Source organism: Sediminibacterium sp. (assembly GCF_051860225.1).
In the GTDB taxonomy this organism is placed as follows: domain Bacteria; phylum Bacteroidota; class Bacteroidia; order Chitinophagales; family Chitinophagaceae; genus Sediminibacterium.
Window position 1 is genome coordinate 90436 of record NZ_JBHYEI010000003.1, and the last position, 24310, is coordinate 114745.

Genomic DNA, 24310 nt, shown 5'->3' on the forward strand with positions numbered 1-24310 from the left:
ATATTTATGTCGAATAAAAAAATATTAATCTTGTTTTTTCATCCCCGTTTTGAGGACAGCAAGGTTAATGTGAAATTAATAGAAGGAGTGAAGCAGCTTTCTGGAGTGACTTTCAGAGATATGTATGAGTTATATCCAGATTTTAATATCAATATTATAGCGGAGCAGCAATTATTACTTGAACACGATATTATCATTTGGCATCATCCTTTTTATTGGTATAATTGTCCGCCATTAATGAAACAATGGTTAGACCTAGTGCTTGAATATGGTTGGGCTTATGGATCTCATGGAAAAATGTTAGCAGGTAAATGGGCGATGAATGTAATTTCATCTGGAGGCAATTTTAATGTGTATCAAAAAGAGGGAAGGAATCGATTTACGCATCGGGAGTTTTTAAATTCTTTTGATCAAACGGCTCATTTATGTTTGATGGAGTATTTGCCTCCTTTTATTGTTCCAGGTGCCAATAGGTTGAGCTCAGAGGAAATTGAAGACTATATGATTCGTTACGAGCAAATTGTCCATTTTTTAATGAAGGATAATATTGATGTTAGCAAATTGCAGCTCGTAGAAAATTTTAATCAATTAAATGAAGATCAATGGGAGCATCAGTTTTACAAAACGCAATGATTTTTTTAGGTGCTGCCTTGTTATTTGTGCCCATTGCCAAAAAACTGGGTATCGGAAGTGTATTGGGATACATTATTGCTGGTATAGTTATCGGTCCTTTTGCCCTTGGCTTTATTGGAACTGAAGGGGAGGATATCATGCATGCTGCTGAATTTGGTGTGGTCATGATGCTCTTTTTAATTGGGCTTGAATTGAATCCGCAATCATTTTGGAGAATGAGAAGAAGGATTCTTGGTATGGGGGGATTACAGATGCTTTTGACGGGGATTCTATTTTTTGGTTTGTTTTATTTTATTCAAAAAATTGAACTAAACACTGCAATTGCGCTTGCATTAACTTTTGCCATGTCTTCTACGGCAATTGTTCTGCAAACATTAAAAGAAAAGAATCTAGATAAAACCCATGCTGGGAAATCGTCTTTTGCCGTTTTATTGTTTCAGGATATAGCAGTGATTCCAATTTTAGCCATCATCCCTTTATTAGCTGCCACTGCAAATAAAGAAGTGAAAAATACTCGGGAAGGATTTTTAGGTGTGATAGATCAGTATCCAACCATCACTATTGTTGCAGCGGTTGCTACCATTATATTTTTAGGAAAATTCGTATTTAGTCCTTTACTACACTGGATAGCGAAAGCCCATATGCGTGAATTGTTTACGGCATCAGCTCTTTTTTTAGTGATTGCTGTTTCGTGGCTCATGGATTTGGCGGGTATTAGTGCAGCATTAGGTGCTTTTTTAGCAGGAGTGTTAATGGCTAATAGTGAATTCAGACATGAGTTAGAAAGCAATTTAGAGCCATTTAAAGGGATTTTGTTGGGTTTATTTTTTACCGCTGTTGGATCTACCATCAATTTTGGCCTAATTGTTCAGCAGCCATTCAATATATTACTTGGAGTACTGCTGTTCATGCTCATTAAATCAATTGTATTATACATTGTAGCAGTTATTTTCAAATTGGTTTTACAGCAAAAAATTTTATTTACCCTCTTGCTTTCACAAGTTGGAGAGTTTGCGTTTATCCTTTTGGGATCTATTGGTGCATTAGGAATGATTAATGAGCCTTTATTTGATTATTACATGGCTGTAATTACTGTTAGCATGATTCTTTCTCCCGTATTTCTTTTTTTAGATGAGAAATTTTTATCTGGTAAGTTTTTTATTCAGAAAAAGACTGATCATCAATATAAGGTTGATCCCAAAGAACATAATGAGATTATTATTGCAGGTTTTGGGCATTTTGGGAGTACGTTAGGTAGATTCTTAAGAGCAAATGGAGTAGAAGCTACTATTCTAGATAATAATAGCGATCAAGTTTTGTTGTTACGTAAAATGGGGTTTAAAGTTTTTTATGGAGACGTTACAAGGATGGATATATTAGAAGCTGCTGGCATATCCAAGGCTAAAATTTTAGTTTCTGCGCTAGATATTCCTGAGAAAAATCTGCAGTTGTCTGAATTGGTTGCCAAACATTATCCTCATCTTAAGCTATTCTTTAGAGCTAAAAATAGGGTTGATGCATATGAATTAATTGATAATGGGGTTGAAAAAATATATAGAGAATCCATTCATGCATCTGTTTATATGGGGGTTGATATATTGAGTGAATTAGGTTTTAGAAAATATACTTCTCTTAGAAAAGCAAATGATTTTATCATGTACGATCATGCTGCTCTTTATAAATTAGCTAAGCACCGACACGATTCTGATAGTTATGTAAAAAGTGTAAAAGAAGAAATAGAACAACAAGAAAGAATTATTGCTGAAGATCGTAGGTTCATGGAGCACAAACCAGACAATGCCTGGGATAAATCAAAAATAATCGAGAATGATTAAGGGATTAATGAGATTATTTTACCTGTTAAATGACTTTCTTTTGCTGCTTCAATAATTTTCATCACATTAAGTCCATCATTACCATCAACTAAGCAGGGGGCATTATTTACAATCGTTTCATATAGCCCATCATAAAAAGCCCCATAATTGCCTCTAAGAGAGGGTATGTCTTCTTGTATGGTTTGATCATTAATTGTTGTATGTAAGTATCCCATTGCTGTTGCTGGTTCTTGCCCCCAACCTTCGGTGTAAGGAATAGCCTGATTAATCAATGCAGCTTCTTGTACGTCAGCTCTTGTTTTTATAAATGAACCTTTGCTGCCATGAATGATATAGGATGGTAAAGGTTCTTTAACCATTAAGCTGCTCTTAAGGGTAACCCGAAGAGTAGGATAATAAAGGATTAGTGTAAATTCATCATCTACCAAAGAGTGAGGCCTTACTGTTCTAATATCTCCCATCACTGCATAGGGCATTCCAAAAAGATAAACTGCTTGGTCAATCAAATGCGGTCCTAGGTCTAATAATAGCCCAGCTCCTGCATTAGGTGTTTCTTTGTGCAATTTTGGGCTGAGTGATTCCTTATAGCGGTCAAAATGAAATTCAGCGGAAATAATTGAACCTAATTTTTGATCATCTACTATTTGTTTAACCGTGCTGAAATCACTATCCCATCTTCTGTTTTGATATACAGCCAGTACCAGTCCTTTTTCTTTTGCCAATTGAGTTAATTGTTGGGCTTCTTCTACTGTGGTAGTAAATGCTTTTTCTACCACAACGTGTTTCCCGGCTAATAATGCTTTCTGCGCAAATTCAAAATGCGTATTTGTTGGTGTATTTACTACAATTAATTCAATGTTTTCATTTTCTAAAACAGTATCAATATTTTTATAAATCGTGGTGTTCGGATAAATTTGGGCTGCTTCATTTTTAGAACGTTCTACAATCCCAACTAAATCAAATCCATGGTGGTATTGAATAAATGGGGCGTGAAAAACTTTGCCAGACATGCCAAATGAAAGGATGGCTGTTTGAATAGGTAGGGTAGTTGATTTATTGTTTTTCAAAACTATAAGTAATTTTTGCGATGATATTTTTTTCTTTATCTCTGGCAGTTTCTGTTTCTCTTAGACCATTTGAATGATAAGTATAGGTCCAATGAATAACTGAGCTTCCATTAAAACTTACTTGAATCATCTTGGTCAATTGATTTTGTTGGTTGTATTCGAATACAAAGTCAGGAATTAATCGGTTGGCTTTTGCATTGAATCTTACCAGGTCTGTTAATTGATTATTGGTATAGTAATAATAATAGGATTCTATTTTCTTTCCTTTTTTATACCAATATTCTTCTATGATATTCCCTGTGCTGTCCGCAACGAATGTTACTTTAACGGTGTCAATCCCATCTCCCCATTTAACCATGCTAATGGGAATGCCATTTGTTTGATACTCCCAAAGATGAATTTCTGAAATAGGTTTTTTTTGTATAGAGTCAATGGTGGTAGTTGTTATTTTATTTAATAAAACTTTTTCATCGTAGGTATAGTCTGTTGTGGTTTGAATGCTAGATCTGTTCTTAATGGTACGCTTTAATTTACTTAATTCATAGGTATTGGTAATTTTTTCCGTTGAGCTAGCTATATTCGCTATAGTAGTAACCATTTTTTTGCCATCAATTTGTAATTCCTGATTTAATAGAAATCCTTTTGTATTTGAGCCATCGGCTTCTATACTGTTGGCAGTGATTTTTATGATCTTGTTCTTTCGCATTAATTGGTACTTTTCTTGCGAAATTTTTAATCCAAGGATATCATTTAAGTAGAATTGCCCCCAAAGGGAATTTCCTAGAAACAAGGTACAAAAAAGGATGAGCCACTTCATTAATTTTCTTTATCCAAAAGTACAATCTTAAATGGGTAATCCATACAAGCAGCTAATTGTGTATTTTAGTTGAAAAATAAGCTTTGTCTCATTTAAATGAACGCCAAGAAAAAACATGTTTAAACTGCAATGCAGTAATTCATGGTAGATTCTGTCATATTTGTGGCCAGGAAAACATTGAGCCCAGGGAACCCTTTAAGCACTTATTTGCCCATTTTGTATTCGATCTATTTCATTTTGATGGCAAATTTTTTAGCACAATGAAAGCCTTGTTGTTAAAACCGGGTTTTTTATCTCAAGAACATCTAAAAGGTAGAAGAGCCGATTACCTTCATCCCATTCGCTTATACATTTTTACTTCGGCTTTTTTCTTTCTTTTTTTATTTTCAGTCAATACCAATAAAGTAGAAGATAAAGTTGCCCCTAATCCTAAGGATTCCGTTACAAATAATGATTTAGTCAATTTTGAAAGAAGTTATTCAAGCATTCGTGAATATGATTCTGTTCAAGCAAAACTACCCAATGATAAAAAAGACGGGTTTATCATAGATAAGTTAACCAGAAAGAACTTGATTCTGAAAGAAAAATATCCAGATAGCAAAGAATTATGGTCAAAAGGAATTGATGTGTTCATTCATCAGTTCCCTAAGTTGCTCTTTGTTTCTCTACCCATTTTTGCTTTTATTCTCTTTTTATTATACGCACGAAAGGGTCGATATTTTTATGCTGATCATATTGTTTATACACTCCATTTGTATGCTGCCTTTTTTATTATCATTTTCTTAGTCATGTGTATGAATATTGCTTTTACTGCAGTGGGTTTATACGATTATGGAAAGGGGGGTGAAAAAAATTATTTGGATGGATTTATATCTTCTGGTTTTTCTGCTTGTGTACTATTATTTTATTGGTATAAATCTTTGCGAAAATTCTATCAGCAGTCTAGAAGAAAGACAATCTTGAAGTTTTCTCTATTACTTATGATCAATATAATTATTTTCTCTTTGCTCTTTTTGATCTTTATACTTTTCTCATTTATGATAATCTAATGAAATGAACAAAACCGCAGATGCTTTTTTAAGATTGGTGACCATCATGGATGAATTAAGAGCTCAGTGCCCCTGGGATCAAAAGCAAACCATACATACACTCAGGTCTATGACAATAGAGGAGTTATATGAATTAGTGGATGCTATTGACGCTAATGATTGGCAAGGAATCAAAGAAGAATTAGGGGATCTTTTTCTACACCTTCTTTTTTACAGTAAAATTGGTAATGAACAGCGTCAATTTTTGTTAGAAGATGTTTTGAATGGAATTGCTGAAAAGTTAATCAGAAGGCATCCGCATATTTATGGGGATGTATCAGTTAAAGACGAGGAAGAGGTAAAGCTCAATTGGCAAAAAATTAAATTAGCTGAGGGAAAAACAGATAAATCAATTCTTGAAGGAGTACCTAAATCTTTACCTGCTATTGTAAAAGCATTGCGTATTCAAGAAAAGGCCAAACAGGTAGGATTTGAGTGGGAAAATAAAGCCGATGTTTGGAAGAAGGTGGATGAAGAGATTGAAGAGCTGAAACAAGCTGAAATACAGCAAAATCAATCCGAGATAGAAGCTGAATTCGGCGATATTTTGTTCAGTTTGATTAATTACGCACGATTTTTGCAGGTAGATCCTGAAGCGGCCTTAGAAAAGACGAATCAGAAGTTTATTCAACGATTTAAAGCAATGGAATCACTTGCTTTAAGTAAGGGGTTAAAGTTGACTGATTTAAGTTTGATTCAAATGGACGAAATCTGGAATTCCATTAAAAAGAAAAGTTAATCAATTGCTTACCAGTTTACAAAATGCAGTGTTTAAGAATGGTTATTTAATTATAACTGCAGCTTGGTTATATACTATATCCTTCATTTTCTCCAATTACTTTAGTTACAATTCTGGCCCTAATCGAATTAGGCAAAATCTTGAAACCAGCATTCATAGAGAAGAGCAAAATTTCGAAGAATTTTCAAACGATACGATTAGTTTAAACTCACTTGTTTTTGATTCCTCTAGTACCGAAGTAGAATTGAGGCTAGAAAAGGGTAAGTCGGGCGTTTTTCTTTATCGTAAAAATACCCCAACTAATTATGAGGAGCTGTTTTGGAGTACAAATAAAATGGCTGTTCCGCAAGCTTTTCTTTATTCTACTGAAACCCTGCAATTTTTTAATAGTTCTAATGGACAATTCCTATTGACTAAGAAGCAGATTGCATTAAGGGGGAAGCATTTTCTTTTGGTAAATATGTTGCCAATCAAATGGTCCTATTTTATTGAAAACAAATATTTTACTGGCGATTTTGCAGATTTCCCTGGAGTTGACGAACAATATGATTTAACTGGAGATTCTGCCGATACACCTATTTATAGTAAATCGGGTATTTTTCTTTTTAGTATTAAATTGAAAGAGGGGAAGCAGTTTGTTTCTTATGATATTATTACCATCTTTTTCAGGTTGTCTGCTGTTTTTTTATTGTTATTATTCATACATGCTATTTCTAAGGATTTAATTGAACAGGTTAATTTTAAGAGCGGTTTTCTCTTTCTATTATTGGCAGTTTTTTTGCTTAGATTAATTTCATACCTATTTCCTTTTCCATTTGACTATTCTAAATTACCTCTATTTGATCCATCTATTTACGCATCTAATTTTTTGCATCCATCCTTAGGCGATCTTTTTTTAAATGCATTCCTGTTTTATTGGATTATGCGTTTTGTGAAAAATAACGATTTAGCTAAAATACCATTTCCAATTGATCATTATTCGCCATTCAATAAAATGGTTCGAGTTCTAATCTATACCTGTACTGCTTTTTTACTTGTAGGAATTGTTCAAAGTTTGGTGAGTGATGCTAAAATTTCTTTTGATGTAACCAACTTCTTTAGTTTATCTATTTACAGCACCATCAGTATGGTGATTTTATGTTTTTTGGTGTTAGGGTTTTTCTATTTTTCGCAAATCATTCTTACCCCAATAATCGTTTTAAATAAGTCTTTAGGATTCCTGATAATCATGGTGATTCTCGGTGGATTTATCAATATTTTACTTTACTATAATGCTTCTCAGATACTGTTTCATTTTATTGTAATTGTTTGGTTAGTGCTGTTTCTTTTATTGTTAAAAATTAGGGCTAAAGATTTGCGAATTCCCATTTTTAAATCTTCATTCTTCATTTTTTGGATGATGATTTTTGCATTGTCAATTGCTGCATTGGTTATTTATCAACATCGTTTAGTTGAATTTGAGCAGCGGAAAAGAATTGCGGAAAAATTAGCCATTCAGTCTGATCCATCTGGAGAAAGTCTATTAAAGATAGCTACAGCCAATTTTAATAATAATTTTTTAAGCGAAAACTTTAGTCGGTTTCAGGAGAGTGAGTATGTAAACAAGTTTATTAAAGACAGTTTAATCAATCAAAATTTTTCCGGTTATTTAAATAAGTACGATACGCGTATTTATACATTTGATAGCCTTTTCCATCCATTGTTTAATGAGGATTCACTAAATTATGCTTCTATCAAGACCATCGTACTTAATCAGGCAAAATCAACTGAAATCCCCAATTTATTTACTTATGAAAATGCAATTAAGGGGTATAATTATATTTATCAAGTTACTGTAGAAAAGAGTAGTTCTATTATTGGCTATTTATTTATTGTCATGAATTCTAAGCGGTATAAAAGTGAAGCTTTATATCCAGAATTATTTAATCAATCACAGGATATTGTCGCAGATTTAAATAGCAATTATGCTTATGCCATCTACAATAAAGGTAAAATAATCAATCATTTTAATAACTATAATTTCCCTACGTTACTGCATTCTAATCAATTACCTCAATTTGAGTTTACGTATAAGGCGCAGAATGATTTTACAGAACTATGGTATAATGCTGGCAATGATCGCCAGGTGGTTGTTGTGAAAAGAAATACTTGGTTAATTGAGTCTGTTACTTTATTTGCTTATCTATTTTGCTCCTTCTTACTAATTATTTTCCTATTTCATGTAGGATCTATTCTAATTAAAGTAAAGTTCCGAAGGAACCTTGTGAAGAAGTTGCTTCAGTTTAATATTAGAACTCAAATTCAGGCTACCATTATATTCGTTAGCGTTTTTTCTTTTTTGGTTATTGGCATCGCAACAATCTCTTTCTTTATTTATCGCTATAATCACTCTAATGAAGAGCGACTTTCTAAGTCTATACAAGTCATGGCAAACGAATTAAATGCTAAGATTGTAAGCATTTTGGCACTAGACGATGAGCCCAATAATTCTGGTGTTAAGAATGAATTAGAACAAGTAATTGCAGAAATTTCAGATTTACATGATGTTGATATCAACTATTATAATGCAGAAGGTGATTTGTTGATTTCTACACAACCCTACATTTACAATAAGAATTTATTGAGTAAAAAAATGCATCCTATTGCATTTATAGAAATGAGGCGAAATAATGCAATTCGATTCATACAGTCTGAAACCATTGGAAAATTTAAGTACTTAAGTATTTATATTCCTTTAATTTCAGAGAGTGGAAATACCTATGGCTATTTGAATATTCCCTATTTGAATTCTCAGATAGAATTAAATCAGGAAATTTCTGGTTTCTTAGCTACGTTAATTAATCTTAATGCTTTTATTTTTCTCTTAGCAGGTGCCATTGCTTTTTTTATCACCAATCAAATTACCTCCTCCTTAAGTTTAATTGGAGCTACCATGCAAAAGATGAGTTTAGGTGTTAAGAATCAACAAATAGAATGGAATAGAGACGATGAAATTGGGGTGTTAGTAAATGAGTATAATAATATGGTTCGTAAGTTAGAATTGAGTGCAGCATCACTTGCTAAAACAGAACGAGAAGGAGCCTGGCGAGAGATGGCCAGACAAGTGGCACATGAAATTAAAAATCCACTTACTCCAATGAAATTAAGTATTCAATATTTACAACAAGCTATACAACAGGATGCTCCTAACGTAACTATGCTAACAACTAATTTAGCTAAAACATTGGTTGAGCAAATAGATCAATTGGCTAAAATCGCAGGTGATTTTTCTCAGTTTGCCAATATTGGTATTGTTACGCTTGAGAATTTTTCGATTGTAACCACCATTCATTCAATGCAAAGTCTATACTCGGGCGATGCCTCGGTATCCATTCAATTTGTTGATGAATCAACTAATTCATTCATTGAAGCCGATAAAGTTCAAATCAATCGGTTATTCATGAATTTAATTCAAAACTCGGTGGAAGCAGGGAAGGAGCTGAATGGAAATGCAACCATTGAGATAAAGTTGTTTAATCAGAATGAAAATTTAGTTACAATCATAAAGGATTATTCTGGGGGTATTCCACCTGCTATGAGGGGTAATATGTTTAGACCCAACTTTACTACAAAGTCGGCAGGAACAGGACTTGGATTAGCAATTTGCAAGGGGATAGTTGAGCACGCAAATGGAGAAATTCAATATGAATCAATTGATGGAATTGGAACTATTTTTGAAATTAAATTTCCTGTTGCTTCAACTAACTAGTTTCTTTTATTTTTTTGTATTTGAACAAATTGTTCAAATTGTTTTAAATTGAAGCTACTCAAGTTTTGCGTTTTTGTTAATCCTGCTTTTTGGGCAACTAAAATACCGTATTTACAATCCTCTAACCCATCAATAGTATGTGCATCTGGATTGATTGAAATGAGTACGTTTTTTTTAGCTGCTTTTTCTATCCAACGCCAGTCTATATCTAATCTTCTTGGATGGGCATTCAATTCAATTACCACACCATTTGCAGCACAAGCATCTATAATTAAGTCATGGTTAATTGGATATCCTGCCCTACTTAATAGCAGACGCCCAGTCATATGGCCTAATATAGAAGTGAATTTATTTTCAATTGCTTTTAATAATCTTGCGTTGGCTTTTTCTTCGCTCATTTTTAAATTAGAATGAATAGAGGCAATTACTATATCAAAACTGGCTAGTATTTCATCTGGATAATCTAAACTTCCATCATTCAATATATCGCTTTCAATACTTTTAAATATTTTAAAAGGAGCCATTTTTTGATTGATTGCGGCTATCTCTTGGTGCTGTGCTGCAATTCTTTCTGCGCTAAGTCCGTTTGCATAAAAGGCCGACTTAGAGTGATCGCTAATGACTAAATATTGCATTCCTTTTGCCATAGCTGCTGCAGCCATTTCAGCTAAACTATTTCCTCCATCACTCCAAGTACTATGAGCATGGATTATGCCAGCAATATCATCTTTTTCAATCAGATTGGGTAAATCATTATGGATTGCTCGATGTATAATTGTAGCGTCTTCTCTTTGGCAAGTTGGAATGGGGCATACATTATAAGTTGAAAAGATATCTTCTTCGTGAGCAAAAAACAGTTGATTATCCCATTGAGTAGTTTTGGTCCATTCCATTAAAAATGCTTCGCTGCAACTTGTCTCAAATAATCTAGCTTGAAAGTTTTTAGAATCAGCTAAAAAGAATTTGACAGTAATATTTTGTTCGTTTTTAAAACTTAAACTGGTTGTTAGCTCTTCAATTAATTTAAATTGAATCGACTGCATGAAATGAATTAGGCTAGTAGTATTTGCAGTGGTAACCCAATCAATTGAGTCAATAATTTCCATTTGCCTTCTCATTTCTCCGGTAAGTTGAAAAGAAAAGGGGAGGCTAGTTTTCAATAAATTTTCTAACTCGGCAGAAAAATTTTCAACTTGTTGATAAAGGTACCTGCCCATGGCACCCATGTAAAATTCTATTGATGCTTTTATATTTTGTTGGGTTTTTTCTCCAAAACCTTTGTATAAGGTCAATCTGTTTTCATTGCATGCATAGAGTAATTCGCCCAAGGTTTCAATTTCTAATTCCTTCCAAATAGTTGCTATTTTCTTTGGGCCTATTCCTTTTATTTTGAGCATTTCTAAAATACCAGCAGGTGTTTTAGAAATGATGTCCTCTAATATTTGGAGCCTTCCGGTTTGTAATATTTCTATGATTCTATTTCCTGCACTCTCACCAATACCCTTAATCGAAAAAATATCTTTTTGAGCCATTTCCGATAATGGGGTGGTTAACTTATCAACGCTAAAAGCCGCTGCTGCATAGGATTTCGCCTTAAATGGATTGTCGCCATGTATATCCATTAGTTTGGCTAATAAAGAAAAACTATCTGAAATTTCATCATTGGTTATCATGCTGGAAAATTAGGTACTTGATTGCTTTCTCACAAATTTAAAACTGGTTCCAAATAAAAAACCCGTTCCACATTTGGAACGGGCATTAAATCTATTTCTGCTTGAGAAATAAGAAGATAATTACTTCTTCTTAGCAGCTTTTTTAGGAGCAGCTTTCTTAGCAGCTTTTTTAGGAGCGGCTTTCTTAGCAGCAGCTTTTTTAGGAGCAGCTTTCTTAGCAGCAGCCTTTTTAGGAGCAGCTTTTTTTGCAGCAGCTTTTTTAGGAGCGGCTTTTTTTGCAGCAGCTTTTTTAGGAGCAGCAGCTTTCTTTGGTGCAGCTTTTTTTGCAGCGGCTTTTTTAGGAGCAGCTTTTTTTGCAGTTGCCATGTTTTTTAGATTTAATGGTTAGTAAATAATACATTAAAAATAAAATTCTTATTTGGAACTACAAAAAATATTTTTTATACGGTTGCTACTGCAGGTAAAACAGATACAGTTGTTTTGTCTGCTTTTCCTTTTTTAAATTCAACTACACCATCAGTTAATGCAAATAGTGTGAAGTCGGTACCAACTCCAACGTTCTTGCCAGGGTGGTATTGAGTTCCTCTTTGACGAATGATAATGTTGCCAGATAATGCAGGCTGACCACCATAGATTTTTACACCTAAGCGTTTGCTCTGAGAATCACGACCGTTCTTAACACTACCTTCCCCTTTTTTGTGTGCCATAATTGTATGATTTTAAATTATTGGTGTTAACCAATAAAGTGTTAATTACTAAGCGATGCTTTCGATTTTAATTCTGGTATAATGAGTTCTGTGTCCGTGCTTTTTACGAAAGCCCTTTCTTCTTTTCATTTTAAAGGCGATCACTTTTTCGCCTTGTACCAGGTCGCTAACGATTTCCGCTTTCACAGTTGCTTTAATAGCATCTCCTGTTGAAATGTTACCGCCGTTGTCTACGAACAGTACATCGTTAAACTCTACTTTGTCTCCGGTTTTACCCTGCAGGTGGGGAACGTACAAATTTTGACCTTCTTGTACTTTAAATTGTTGACCTGCGATTTTTACTATTGCTAACATAGCTGTCCAAAATTAGGACGGCAAAGGTAAGGTTTTTGAGGGATATATCACAAAGATTTTAGAAATAAATTATTGCTAAATAAGCATTAAAGCGAGTAAAACCGACTCCGATAAGCCTATTTTTGTTGTTCTGGTATCAAATTTAGCCTATGAACTTTAAATCTTTACTGGCAAAACCTTTTGCCAATGTAATATATAATAAGACTCGAAAAGGGATGATGCAGGCGATACAGCACCAGGATATCATCTTTAAGTCCCTAATTAAAAATGGAGCGGGTACTCAATTTGGGAAGGATCACCATTTAAGCCAAGTCGAAGATCATGCTGGTTTTATCCAATCTGTACCTATCAGAGATTATGAATTGATTAAGCCTTACATAGAACAAATCAAGCAAGGAAAGTCTAATGTTCTTTGGAAAGGAAAGCCTATTTATTTTGCTAAAACAAGTGGCACAACTAGTGGGGTTAAATATATACCCATTACAAAAGACTCTATTCCTAATCATATTCAAACTGCTCGAAACGCATTGTTTTGTTATATGGCAGAAACAGGCAACACTGCTTTTGCCAACGGCAAAATGATTTTTTTAAGTGGTTCTCCTATTTTAGAAAGAACGAGTGATATTCCTACTGGAAGACTTAGTGGAATTGTAAATCATCATATTCCTGCTTATTTAAGATCTAATCAATTACCTAGTTTTGAAACCAATTGTATTGAAGATTGGGAAACCAAATTGGATAAAATTGTTGCCGAAACCATTCAGAAAGACATGACTTTGATTAGTGGTATTCCACCGTGGATGCAAATGTATTTTGATAGGCTAATCGAAAAAACGGGAAAAAATATTTCTACTTTATTTCCTCATTTTAGTATCATGGTTCAAGGGGGGGTCAATTTTGAACCTTATAAAGCCAGGTTGTTTGAGAGCATTGGTAAAAAAATTGATTCGATTGAATTGTTCCCAGCTAGCGAGGGTTTTTTTGCTTTTCAAGATACTCAAGATCAAGAGGGGATGTTGCTCAATACCAATAGCGGTATTTTTTTTGAATTTATTCCTGCTGGTGAAATTTTTAATGAATTCCCCACTAGGTTGAGTTTGAGTGAGGTGAAGTTGGGAGAGAACTATGCATTAATTATTAACAGCAATGCTGGATTGTGGGGCTATAATATTGGAGACACTATCAAATTCGTCAGTTTAAATCCCTTTAGAATAATTGTTACGGGTAGAACAAAACATTTTATTTCGGCTTTTGGGGAACATGTAATTGGAGAAGAAGTAGAAGCTGCATTAAAAGCTACGTTAGCTGTTCATCCTGCAAAAGTGACTGAGTTTACTGTTGCTCCTATGATTCAACAAGGGGAAGGAAAAAGTTATCATGAATGGTTTATTGAATTTGAATCCTTACCTGATAATTTGACTGCTTTTGCCGCTTATTTGAATGAGTCGTTGAGCAATAAGAATGTTTATTATCAAGACTTAATGAAGGGTAATATTTTATTACCATTAAAGATTAACCTAGTTCAAAAGAATGGATTCATAGAATACATGCGATCTATCGGAAAATTGGGAGGGCAAAATAAAGTGCCTCGATTGAGCAATGACCGAAGAATTGCAGATGAATTGAATCAATTTGTCATAACTGGATAATAGTAAAGATATTTTTGGTGTATTTTGTGTAACTATGCCCACGTTAAAGGATAAATCACCTATGAATCAAAAACGTATTGCCATATTCGGTTCCACTGGATCTATTGGAACACAAGCGCTCGACGTAATTAAAGCCAATCCTGAATTGTTCAGTGCAGAAATCTTAACTGCACAAAGCAACGATGAATTGTTAATTAAACAAGCGATTCTCTTTAACCCAAATATTGTGGTTATTGGAGATGAAAAAAAATATCAAACTGTTAAAGCTGCTCTTGCTAATACTAATATAAAGGTATTTGCTGGCGAAGATGCTTTGGCCGAAGCTGCTTCTATAGATTGCTATGATATGATGTTGGCCGCCATTGTTGGTTATGCTGGATTAAAACCTACTTTAAATGCAATTGAATTGGGTAAACCTATCGCATTGGCTAATAAGGAAACATTAGTGGTGGCAGGCGATTTAGTGATGCAAAAAGCAGCCGAAAAGCGTGTTGCAGTTATACCGGTAGATAGTGAGCATTCTGCTATTTTTCAATGTTTGGTAGGGGAGGGTAGAAATAAAATTGAAAAGATTATTTTGACTGCAAGTGGGGGACCCTTTTTAGGAAAAAAGCCCAATTTTTTGGTTAATGTAAAACGTGATCATGCTTTGCAACATCCCAATTGGACAATGGGTGCGAAGATTACCATAGACTCTGCAACCCTTATGAATAAAGGGCTTGAGATGATTGAAGCAAAATGGTTATTTAATTTAGAAGCTCACCAAATTCAAGTGGTTATTCATCCTCAAAGCATTATACATAGTATGGTTCAATTTGAAGATGGAAGTATTAAGGCCCAAATGGGATTGCCTGATATGAAATTGCCTATTCAATATGCATTGGCATTTCCACAAAGAATTCCCAATGATTTTCCTCGGTACGATTTTAAAAAGCCTGGTACTTTAACGTTTGAAGAGCCTGATATTAAAACATTCAGAAATCTTGGACTTGCAATCAAAGCTTTGTATGATGGGGGAAATACAGCTTGTGTAATGAACGCTGCCAATGAAATGGCTGTTTTTGCATTTCTAAAAAATCGAATTGGGTTTCTGGATATCAACGAAGTGGTTGAGCAAACCATGAATAAAATTAAGTTCATACAGAAACCAACTTTACAGGACTATTTTGATAGCGACGCAGAGGCACGTAACTTTGCCGCTTCGCTGTTACATATGTAATATTAATTGAGCATAAAAGAAGGGGTTTTATATGATGTTATTAGCTATTGATTGGGCAAGTGTTGGAGTAAAAGCTGGCCAATTTATTTTATCATTCTCCATATTAGTTGTATTGCACGAACTAGGACATTTTTTGCCTGCAAAATGGTTTGGTTGTAGGGTAGATAAATTTTATTTATTCTTTGATCCTTGGTTTAGTTTATTTAAAAAGAAAAAAGGCGATACTGAATACGGTTTAGGATGGATTCCATTTGGGGGCTATGTAAAAATAGCTGGGATGATAGATGAGAGCATGGACAAAGAGCAAATGAAAAAACCTGCTGAACCTTGGGAATTCAGGTCTAAGCCAGCTTGGCAAAGATTGATTATCATGGTTGGTGGGGTAGTAGTCAATGTGATTCTAGCTATTGTAATTTTCATTGGGATTACCTGGTATTGGGGCGATGAGCAATTGCCTGTTAAGAATCTCAAATATGGTGTTCATGTAGATTCATTGGGTAAATCTATCGGTTTAAAAGATGGTGACAATGTTGTAGCAATGGATGGCAAACCTATTGTCAACTTTGGAACAATAGAATCTGAATTAGTTTTAACAGAGGCAAAAAAGTTGACCGTCATCAGAGATGGACAATCAATTGAAATTAAGGTTCCTGAAAGTTTCATGCAAAAAATTGTAGAGCAGAAAAAATTTAGTGGGATGTTGATTCCTCAATATCCTGTGATTGTAGATTCTGTTAGTAAATCTGCTGTTTTTAATGCTGGAGAATTAAAAAAAGGGGATACATTAATTGCAATGAATGGCCAATCTTTTACTTATTACCATGAGTTCGATCAGCTAAAAAAAGCTGCTGCAAATACGGTAGCACAATTGACTGCTATCAGGGGTAAAGACACCGTTCAAATTAAAGCCTTGGTTAATGATAAAGGAGCAATTGGATTTTTTCAAGTAAGTCCATTAGCAATATTAGGTACCGAACATATTCAATATGATTTGATGGCTTCTGTGCCAATAGGATTTACCCGTTGTTGGGAAACGCTTGATCGTTATGTAACAGGATTGAAACAGTTATTTACTGGCAAAGTAAATGCGAGCGATTCTTTGGGTAGTGTCATTAGTATTGGAAATACTTTCCCTGGGGTTTGGGATTGGGAACGTTTCTGGACACTTACAGGTATTTTTTCTATCGTATTGGCTTTTATGAATATTCTGCCAATCCCGGCTTTAGATGGAGGACATGCTTTATTTACTTTGTATGAAATGGTTTCTGGAAGAAAACCTGGCGATAAATTCATGGAATATGCCCAAATGGCAGGAATGATCCTCTTGATGGGATTAATGGCATACGCTTTGGGGTTAGACTTTTGGAGATTATTTAAATAGACTTATGGGGCCGTTTTGGTTTTGACAGCATAGGTTACGGTTGGTGTAAGCATGCAGTGCGTTGGATAATTAGCACTTTAATCTGAATATTCAACCATTAACTGGCAATACTCAGTATGCCATGGCTGCTTAATCAGTGATTAAGTAACCATTTGGGCCGCCGCACAGGTTCGCTTCTTTCCAGGTGCCGCCGCCGACTCAAAACAAAAGGAGATGCTGCAATAGTATGCTGTGCCTATTGCTTAAGATTATCCAGCTAAGTAATGTATTGGTTTGTTCTTTTCCGGTGCATTGCCGACAACTAATAAAGAAATAAGCATGTAGAAAGCTAATGGTCACGATGTTTGGACACCGGTTCGAGTCCGGTCGGCTCCACCAAGTAGGGATCTTACCCTCCACTTTAACGCTTGGCTCAGATAAAATCTGGGCCAAGTTTTTTTTGATGACACCCCACTCAGTATATTTTGTTATACTTATTATAAAAATATTGGGTATGAAATTTGCCATATTAAATAAAACTATATTGCGATTGAAAATGAAACCCAAAGTTGATTTTATGTTCAAGCTGAAAATACACGCCTTTTTTTTTACTACTCTTTTTTTATTTTCTGGTGCAAATGCAATAGGTCAACCATTATTAAAAGATCCGCTCCAAAATTATCTTTCAAGCTTTCAACCCGAAAAAGCATATGTGCATTCTAATCAGTTTCAGTATGCTTCGGGCGACAAAATTTTTTATAAAGTTTACTTGATGAGCAAAGATGGACCTAGCCATTTTACAAAAAATATTTACGCAGAATGGTATGATCAAGATGGTAAATATCTCTCTCGTCAAATTCTTCCTTCTATCATGGGTTTAGCTGCAGGAGATTTTCAAATTCCCAAAAAATATACTGGTCAATGGGTCTACATGAAATTGTATACTGCTTGGATGCAAGAACAAAATCCAACTCCTTTTTTAGTGAATGCTTTTAGAGTATTACAATCTAACCAAGCGGTTTTAACTCCTGATGATAGTCCTACTGGATTACAAATAAAGGCTGAGCCGGAAGGAGGAATATGGATACAAGGGATTCCTTCCATTTTGACAATTAGAACTCGTAATGGTAATGATTTGCCATTGGCAATGAACTGTAGAATAGTTGATGCAAATGGGCAGGTAGTCAGTTTAGTTTCAACTGCACCTTATGGATGGGGGCAAGTTGAAATTACACCTACAGCTACTGATAACTATTATATCCAAGCAGAAATGCCCAATGGTACTTGGGCACAGCAAGCACTTCCGAAAGTAGTTGAAAATGGCGTTTCCTTAAGATTTGATCCTGTAGATCATTCATTTATTGTTCAAAGGACTACAGGCGCTAGTCTTTCAAATCAAAAGCTGATAATTGCAATAATGCACAAGGACGAACTATTATTAGAAACAAGTGTGTCTCTGCAACAAAAATTAAGGTTAAAAGGACGAATTCGTACCGACAGTTTTCCTTCTGGATTTCATCGATTGATTTGGTTTGATGAGGATAAAAATATTTTAGGGCAAAGAGTATTCTTTTTAGATGAACCCAAAACTGCAACTCTTTCTTTAAAAATGGACACTTTGAGTTTTGAAAAAAAAGGCAGCAATGTTTTTACGATTCTTACAGACGATAGTTTATTAACTAGTTTATCACTTTCTGTTACAGATGCCGATTTTGATAAAGTTCATCCAATTAATAGTATATATCAGTTGATGGGAACAGATATTTTTCAATCCTTTCCATCTCAAGTTAATCTTGCAGTTCAATGGGCCCAGCAACAAAATTTTCGTGCGATAGACCAATGGTTACAAGCACAAGATATATGGTATCCCAATATTAAAGATGCGATTGCTGGTAAGCTAATTCCAATAAATGCAAAAAAAGAAAATTCTTTTATAACAATCAGCGGACAGATTACCAATCTGGGTGAACGTAGAACCAAAAAAGCAGGTACCATGAATCTTATTTTGAGTACTAGCGACGAGGAAAAACAAATGATGTCTTTGGAATTAGAAAATGACGGAAGTTTTAAACAAGAAGATGTCTTTTATTATGATAGTATTTCGGTATATCTACAACCGAATAAAATTGTTATCACTAATGAGAACAAGGTACATATGCAAACGAATTTGTTGGTCGCTAATCCTAGTCGTATGTTAAGTGTACCTACATTACGAGTAGCACTTTCAAATGATTCTTTATTACTAATTCAACAAAAATATGCCGCTGAAAAACGTTTCTTAGATTCATTGGTAGCTACAAAAACCCTTGAAGATGTTGTAGTAACTACACGTGTTAAGTCTAGAATTGAAATAATGGATGAAAAATATGCCACTGGCATGTTCACTTCTGATGGAATCAAGTTCGATATTGCAGGAGATAATAGTGCAATGATGATGCCTTCCGTATTTGCTTATTTACAAGGAAGGGTTGCAGGATTGCAAGTTCGGTTAGATGAGTTTGGTACACCCACTATTACTTGGAGAGGGGATAATACCGCTGTTTTTTTAAACGAAGTTCAATTGCAAGATACCAGAGTGTTGAATAATATTCCAATGGCAGATGTGGCTTTTGTAAAAGTGTTTCGTCCCCCATTTTATGGTGCTTATTTAGGTGGTTCAGGCGGAGCAATAGTGGTTTATACAAAAAAAGGAGATGAGCCAAGGAATTATGATTTTGCCAATTTGCGGCGTGTTAAATTAGAGGGATATTCAAGACCTACCAATTGGGAAACTAGCTTAGTTTATGATGATGATAGGAAAAAGCCCAATAAGGATATTCGTAAAACACTCTACTGGAATCCTTCTATTCAATTAGACAAAGAAGTAGGGGCGTTTAAATTCCAGTTCAATAACAATGATATTACTACTCGTTATAGAGTTATTGCTGAAGGATTTAATAAAGAGGGTAAATTGATTCGATATGAAAGTATAGTATCTGCTAATTAGCCAAATAGAATTGAGCCTGATTCACTATTCTGTGACTATTTATTCTTTATGGTTGTAATAGGTGTTAAATTTATTTACTGTTTTCTTTTGGGACGTTGAGTTTTTTAATTTTGAATTAATATATAACAATAATCATCATAATACCATGCGTAATAATCAATCAATTTTTAAAAATTTCATTTTTGTAAGTTTAAGCTGTTTGACTTTATTTCTTATAAGCAGTTCTTTTATGACTTTTCAAGAAGAATCAAATGCAATAGTGGGAGTATGGAAAACTGGGGATGGTAATGCAATGGTAAAAATTTATAAAAATGGGGACAAATTTCAAGGTAAAATTGTTTGGTTAAAAGAACCCAATGATCCTGAAACTGGGAAACCAAAAGTGGATAAAAATCATTCAGATGAAGCATCCCGTACAAGACCTATTTTAGGGTTAGTAAATATTTGGGGCTTTACTTACAAAGATAAAAATGTATGGGAAGAGGGTAATATCTACGATCCCAAAAATGGTAATACCTATTCCTGCACGATTAAAATGCTAAACGCGAATACCCTCGAGGTAAGAGGGTATATTGGTGTTTCCCTTATTGGTAGAACAGATACTTGGACTAAGCAAGTAGCTAAGTAATCCTAGGATTACTGGTTATGGAGAAACAAAGTTCAAACTAATATTAAAGTATAATGGGTTGCCTAAATTACTAGTGAAATATCTTTGAATATCAGTTTTACCATTGTATTCATTCATTACATCGAAGCGCCAATTATATCTTAATCCCGCTTGTGCACTTAGCCAGATAAATCCACTGATTTTTTTATCCCAGATAATCCTTGGTTTTAATTCTCCACGTTGAATAAATACAGTGTTATTAGGGCTGTTGGGTAAATTCATCATAAATTGATTTCCTTCCAATTCAAATCCTAACTGTAAAATATTTGAGGTTGAAAAGTTATATCTTAAATGACCACGGGCTGGCAGTAATAATTCCATACCCCAACGGTCATTAAATGTTTTGTTCCAAAGTAACACAGGCACATGTAAAATTTGTCCAGCGCGATAAGTTCTTGAAAGACCTACACCAATCATGTTTTTTTCAGATTTTTTCCAACCGTAAATGGCGGTACCGCTAATAGTGAAAGCTTTCCCGTTAAGTTCACTAAATTGGTTAAAAACTCCATTGAAGTCTGCACTCGCTTGAAATATCAAAAAGTTTTTCTCGTTCAACGGCTTAAAAATAGTTGTGTTTAATCCAGCAGAAGTCATTGAGCGATTATTTAATCTACTTGTAAATTCATTACTGCCAGAATTTTCAATTGAATATTTACTCGACCAGTAATTTGCTCCCAATTGCCAAATAATTTTGTTTGTAGAAATAACAGGAATATTAGCTTGTGCCCGAATAGCGGATACCTGTTTAACTTGAAAGTCTTGGAATGCCGGTAATAATGCGCCTAGCGGAACACCTGGCAGTGCAAATCCCCCATGATATTCATATCCAATACTTAGTATTCTTTGTGGAACTTGGTTCAAGACTTTTTGGGTAGTGTATCTTTTTACCCCTTCTGCATCTCCAAATTTACTATAGTCAATAACTTCTGAAGAATCTTCTTGTGCATTTACACCTATGGTAAGCAATAAGACAATCGGGAGGAATATTTTTCGCATATGCAATGGTCATATTTTAACCACAAATATAATTTGCTTATTGCATGTTGTTTAAACCCTATGGCTATATATGCTTCAGATTTGCCTCAAAAAAGTTAAAATTTATCAATTCATCACCCTGAGATAAGCATTCTTCAGGGTGATGAATCATATTTTAAAATGTGTAAACAGCTGCAATTAACATGCTCGATGCGCTAGTTGCCATCCCTGTTTTTGAATTGAATAAAGCGGTATTACTATTGTCTAGTCTTAGTTCTGGGATTAATGTAAGTTTATTGAATTTGATTTTTCCTGAAATAGTTGTTGCGTTTAAGTTTCCTATTCCAATTGGATTATTTTTTCTATCACTAAAAAAATCTTCTCTAATCGTTAATCCAATCTTATCAGAGAAATCATAATTCAAATAGAAAGCTTCTGAATGCCAATTACTATTGCCTGCAGCATTTTTTTGGCTATTCAAACTTCCATCAAAAGCTAAGCTTAGTTTTTTTGATATAGAAGCTGTTAGAACAATATTATATTGTGAAGTTATATCTCCATGTAAAAAGTTGAAAAATGCTTTTAGCTTTTCATTTTTAGATGCTGTACTAAACTGAGCAATTATATATTTGGGCGAACTGTTAATGGTGGAATAATCTGTTGGATCAACTACCCCAATCATCAGCGCAGACTTTCCACCTAATGATATATCTGCTTTAATTCCAGTATGGAAAAATGGACCATATGAAAAGCCATATGACATACTGTAATTTCTATTGGCAGTGGCATCTAACAGCTCATAGCCAATATGAGTTAAAAATTTACCGGCAGTTAATTTGATTCGCTTTGATGCAGCGTATGATAAAGTTATTTGCTTGATATTGGTCAGTAAGTCTTTGTCATTATATGAAAATTCCTCTACTCTTTTTCCAACTCCAAGATCTATAGTTGAAGAGAATTTCCCATAAGTCTGATCAATTTTAATACTTGCCATGCCAAGGTTAAAAGAGTTACTCGAATTGGTAAAACTGGTAAAATTGTTGTGCGTTCCATTTCCATCCTTGGTAAGTGCTCTGTAATATCCATCTATATATCCCGAAATAGTGGTTGTAGACTTAGTTGGATTTGAGGTTTGAGCATAGCTGTTCAGCACTGCGCAGAAAGATGCGCAAGAAAGTAGAATTTTCTTTAACATTGTATTGACTTTTAGTTAATAATGGGTACAGTCTTGAATTCTGGTCAGAGAATTCTATTAAGACTGTACCTTGTTTTTTTTAAGCATTTTCTGAAACCAATAAGGTTCCTTGTAAATATTTTTCGTTGTGTTGTGTTGCATCTAATCCAAGTTCTTCTTCTTCTGAACTTACTCGTAAAGGCAACATGATACTGATTAATTTGAATATTCCTAGCGATACAGTAAAGCTGAATGTTACTACTATAAATAGTGCTTTAATCTGGGTAAAAAAGAAGCTGGCGTTTCCATAAAGCAACCCTTCCGCACCTGCACCATTCACTGATTTGGTTGCAAATACTCCAGTCATAATCATCCCGACCATTCCGCCAACACCATGACAAGGAAATACATCCAATGTGTCGTCTAAGGAGGATTTAGACTTATAATAAACAGCCAAATTAGAAATGATGGCTGCTATAAAACCAATAAATATGCTCTGAGGAACTGCTACGAAACCTGCAGCAGGTGTAATGGCAACTAGTCCAACAACTGCACCAATACAGAAGCCTAAAACAGAGGGCTTTTTTCCTCTCATCACATCAAAAAACATCCAGGATAGTCCAGCAGCTGCTGCAGCAGTATTTGTGGTAGCAAATGCTGAAACCGCCAATGCATTTGCGCCTAAAGCAGAGCCAGCGTTAAATCCAAACCATCCAAACCAAAGTAATCCAGTTCCGATAAGTACATAAGGAATATTTGCAGGGGGTATTTCTCTTTGTTCTAAATGTGCTTTTCTTCTTTTTAATACCAATGCGCCAGCAAGAGCAGCACAGCCAGCTGATATATGTACTACTGTTCCACCCGCAAAATCTAATGCCCCCATTTTAAACAAGAATCCTTCTGGATGCCAAGTCCAATGGGCAATTGGCGCATAAACTAAAAGACTAAATAAAGCAATAAATAAAATATATGAAGTGAATTTTACTCTTTCTGCAACTGCTCCCACAACCAGCCCGGGTGTGATGATGGCAAACATTAACTGGAATAAGGCAAATAAGCCTAGCGGAATTGTTGGGGCTAAACTCCATGGAGCACCGCTATTGATGCCCTTCATAAATAAATAAGTAGTTGGATTACCAATAAAACCGCCGATTGATTCTCCAAAACAAAGGCTATATCCTACTGTAACCCAAATGATGGTTACTACTCCAGTAGCAACCACGCTCTTGATCATGGTTGAAATCACATTTTTTCTGTGCACCATTCCACCATAAAAAAAAGCTAAACCTGGCGTCATTAAAAACACTAAAGCAGTTGCAACTAAAATCCAAGCAATATCTGCTCCATTATAAACGCCTTCTTTGTCTTCGAAGCTCAATTCGGGTGGTGCAAAAATGGCCATAATCGCCACAATAAGTAAGACTAAAAATGGTGTTACGTTGTAAAAGTTGAGTTTTTTCTGATACATAATTAAATAACTTTTATTTATAATGTTTTTTTCTAGCTTCAAAATAGTTAAATAATTTATAAAAACCTACAAAACATAAATATGTAAATTATATTAATGTGATTTTATTTTCCTTTTTTAGACAGATATTATAAATTTTATTTCATTAAGT

At 34.5% G+C, this 24310-nt stretch carries 19 protein-coding genes and 1 other RNA gene; 11 read left to right on the plus strand and 9 right to left on the minus strand.

Features of this window, described 5'->3' with window-relative positions:
* Positions 1 to 6 precede the first annotated feature (6 nt).
* Both ACTIEI_RS10885 and ACTIEI_RS10890 read left to right on the plus strand, forming a co-directional pair.
* Entirely contained in the window at positions 7 to 633 is a 627-nt protein-coding gene (locus ACTIEI_RS10885) for an NAD(P)H-dependent oxidoreductase (protein ID WP_439506321.1), read from the plus strand.
* Complete coding sequence (locus tag ACTIEI_RS10890) at positions 603 to 2468, plus strand: monovalent cation:proton antiporter-2 (CPA2) family protein (protein ID WP_439506322.1); 1866 nt, start codon at positions 603 to 605, stop codon at positions 2466 to 2468. Before ACTIEI_RS10885 ends, ACTIEI_RS10890 begins: the two co-directional genes overlap by 31 nt.
* Here ACTIEI_RS10890 and ACTIEI_RS10895 read toward each other — a convergent pair.
* Positions 2465 to 3535, minus strand: a complete 1071-nt coding sequence (locus ACTIEI_RS10895) for a Gfo/Idh/MocA family oxidoreductase (RefSeq protein ID WP_439506323.1) — start codon at positions 3533 to 3535, stop codon at positions 2465 to 2467. The genes ACTIEI_RS10890 and ACTIEI_RS10895 overlap by 4 nt on opposite strands.
* Positions 3522 to 4241 carry a hypothetical protein gene (locus ACTIEI_RS10900; RefSeq protein WP_439506324.1) on the minus strand — a complete coding sequence of 240 codons (720 nt, stop codon included), beginning with the start codon at positions 4239 to 4241 and terminating at the stop codon, positions 3522 to 3524. The genes ACTIEI_RS10895 and ACTIEI_RS10900 overlap by 14 nt, the downstream gene beginning before the upstream one ends.
* Positions 4242 to 4435: 194 nt before the next feature.
* Between ACTIEI_RS10900 and ACTIEI_RS10905 the strand changes: the two genes are divergently transcribed.
* Genes ACTIEI_RS10905 through ACTIEI_RS10915 form a run of 3 tightly spaced genes read left to right on the plus strand, consistent with a single transcriptional unit; the run spans position 4436 to position 9927 of the window.
* Complete coding sequence (locus ACTIEI_RS10905; protein WP_439506325.1) at positions 4436 to 5401, plus strand: DUF3667 domain-containing protein; 966 nt, start codon at positions 4436 to 4438, stop codon at positions 5399 to 5401.
* Positions 5402 to 5405: 4 nt separating this feature from the next.
* Positions 5406 to 6179, plus strand: coding sequence for a nucleoside triphosphate pyrophosphohydrolase (mazG, locus tag ACTIEI_RS10910; protein ID WP_439506326.1), 774 nt, complete (start codon positions 5406 to 5408; stop codon positions 6177 to 6179).
* Positions 6180 to 6183: 4 nt separating this feature from the next.
* Positions 6184 to 9927, plus strand: a complete 3744-nt coding sequence (locus tag ACTIEI_RS10915; protein ID WP_439506327.1) for a sensor histidine kinase — start codon at positions 6184 to 6186, stop codon at positions 9925 to 9927.
* On the opposite strand, the gene ACTIEI_RS10920 is transcribed toward ACTIEI_RS10915, so the two are convergent.
* The 4 genes from ACTIEI_RS10920 to rplU form a co-directional block, all read right to left on the minus strand.
* A complete protein-coding gene (locus ACTIEI_RS10920) occupies positions 9924 to 11600 on the minus strand; it encodes a helix-hairpin-helix domain-containing protein (protein WP_439506328.1) in 1677 nt (558 codons plus the stop codon). The genes ACTIEI_RS10915 and ACTIEI_RS10920 overlap by 4 nt on opposite strands.
* Before the next feature lie 120 nt (positions 11601 to 11720).
* Positions 11721 to 11966, minus strand: a complete 246-nt coding sequence (locus ACTIEI_RS10925) for a hypothetical protein (RefSeq protein WP_439506329.1) — start codon at positions 11964 to 11966, stop codon at positions 11721 to 11723.
* Between the two features lie 74 nt (positions 11967 to 12040).
* The gene (gene rpmA, locus ACTIEI_RS10930; RefSeq protein WP_439506330.1) at positions 12041 to 12307 is read right to left on the minus strand and encodes a 50S ribosomal protein L27; all 267 of its coding nucleotides are present in this window, start codon (positions 12305 to 12307) and stop codon (positions 12041 to 12043) included.
* Positions 12308 to 12355: 48 nt separating this feature from the next.
* Positions 12356 to 12661, minus strand: coding sequence for a 50S ribosomal protein L21 (rplU, locus tag ACTIEI_RS10935; protein ID WP_439506331.1), 306 nt, complete (start codon positions 12659 to 12661; stop codon positions 12356 to 12358).
* 149 nt (positions 12662 to 12810) lie between these two features.
* Here rplU and ACTIEI_RS10940 point away from each other — a divergent pair, with 149 nt between their 5' ends.
* The 6 genes from ACTIEI_RS10940 to ACTIEI_RS10965 all read left to right on the plus strand — a co-directional run bounded on the left by ACTIEI_RS10940 (position 12811) and on the right by ACTIEI_RS10965 (position 20503).
* On the plus strand, positions 12811 to 14310 hold the full coding sequence (locus tag ACTIEI_RS10940) for a GH3 auxin-responsive promoter family protein (RefSeq protein WP_439506332.1): 1500 nt from the start codon (positions 12811 to 12813) through the stop codon (positions 14308 to 14310).
* Between the two features lie 34 nt (positions 14311 to 14344).
* Complete coding sequence (locus ACTIEI_RS10945; RefSeq protein ID WP_439506333.1) at positions 14345 to 15529, plus strand: 1-deoxy-D-xylulose-5-phosphate reductoisomerase; 1185 nt, start codon at positions 14345 to 14347, stop codon at positions 15527 to 15529.
* Between the two features lie 31 nt (positions 15530 to 15560).
* Complete coding sequence (rseP, locus tag ACTIEI_RS10950; RefSeq protein ID WP_439506334.1) at positions 15561 to 16910, plus strand: RIP metalloprotease RseP; 1350 nt, start codon at positions 15561 to 15563, stop codon at positions 16908 to 16910.
* Between the two features lie 6 nt (positions 16911 to 16916).
* Positions 16917 to 17288: a transfer-messenger RNA gene (gene ssrA, locus ACTIEI_RS10955) on the plus strand.
* Between the two features lie 115 nt (positions 17289 to 17403).
* On the plus strand, positions 17404 to 19875 hold the full coding sequence (locus tag ACTIEI_RS10960) for a hypothetical protein (protein WP_439506335.1): 2472 nt from the start codon (positions 17404 to 17406) through the stop codon (positions 19873 to 19875).
* Between the two features lie 229 nt (positions 19876 to 20104).
* Entirely contained in the window at positions 20105 to 20503 is a 399-nt protein-coding gene (locus tag ACTIEI_RS10965) for a DUF2147 domain-containing protein (protein ID WP_439506336.1), read from the plus strand.
* 15 nt (positions 20504 to 20518) lie between these two features.
* On the opposite strand, the gene ACTIEI_RS10970 is transcribed toward ACTIEI_RS10965, so the two are convergent.
* From ACTIEI_RS10970 to ACTIEI_RS10980, 3 genes are all read right to left on the minus strand, one after another.
* Positions 20519 to 21538 (minus strand): DUF6268 family outer membrane beta-barrel protein, encoded by a 1020-nt coding sequence (locus ACTIEI_RS10970; protein WP_439506337.1) that lies wholly within the window; start codon positions 21536 to 21538, stop codon positions 20519 to 20521.
* Positions 21539 to 21692: 154 nt separating this feature from the next.
* Positions 21693 to 22712, minus strand: a complete 1020-nt coding sequence (locus ACTIEI_RS10975; protein ID WP_439506338.1) for an outer membrane beta-barrel protein — start codon at positions 22710 to 22712, stop codon at positions 21693 to 21695.
* A gap of 79 nt (positions 22713 to 22791) precedes the next feature.
* The gene (locus ACTIEI_RS10980) at positions 22792 to 24159 is read right to left on the minus strand and encodes an ammonium transporter (protein ID WP_439506339.1); all 1368 of its coding nucleotides are present in this window, start codon (positions 24157 to 24159) and stop codon (positions 22792 to 22794) included.
* Between the last annotated feature and the right edge of the window lie 151 nt (positions 24160 to 24310).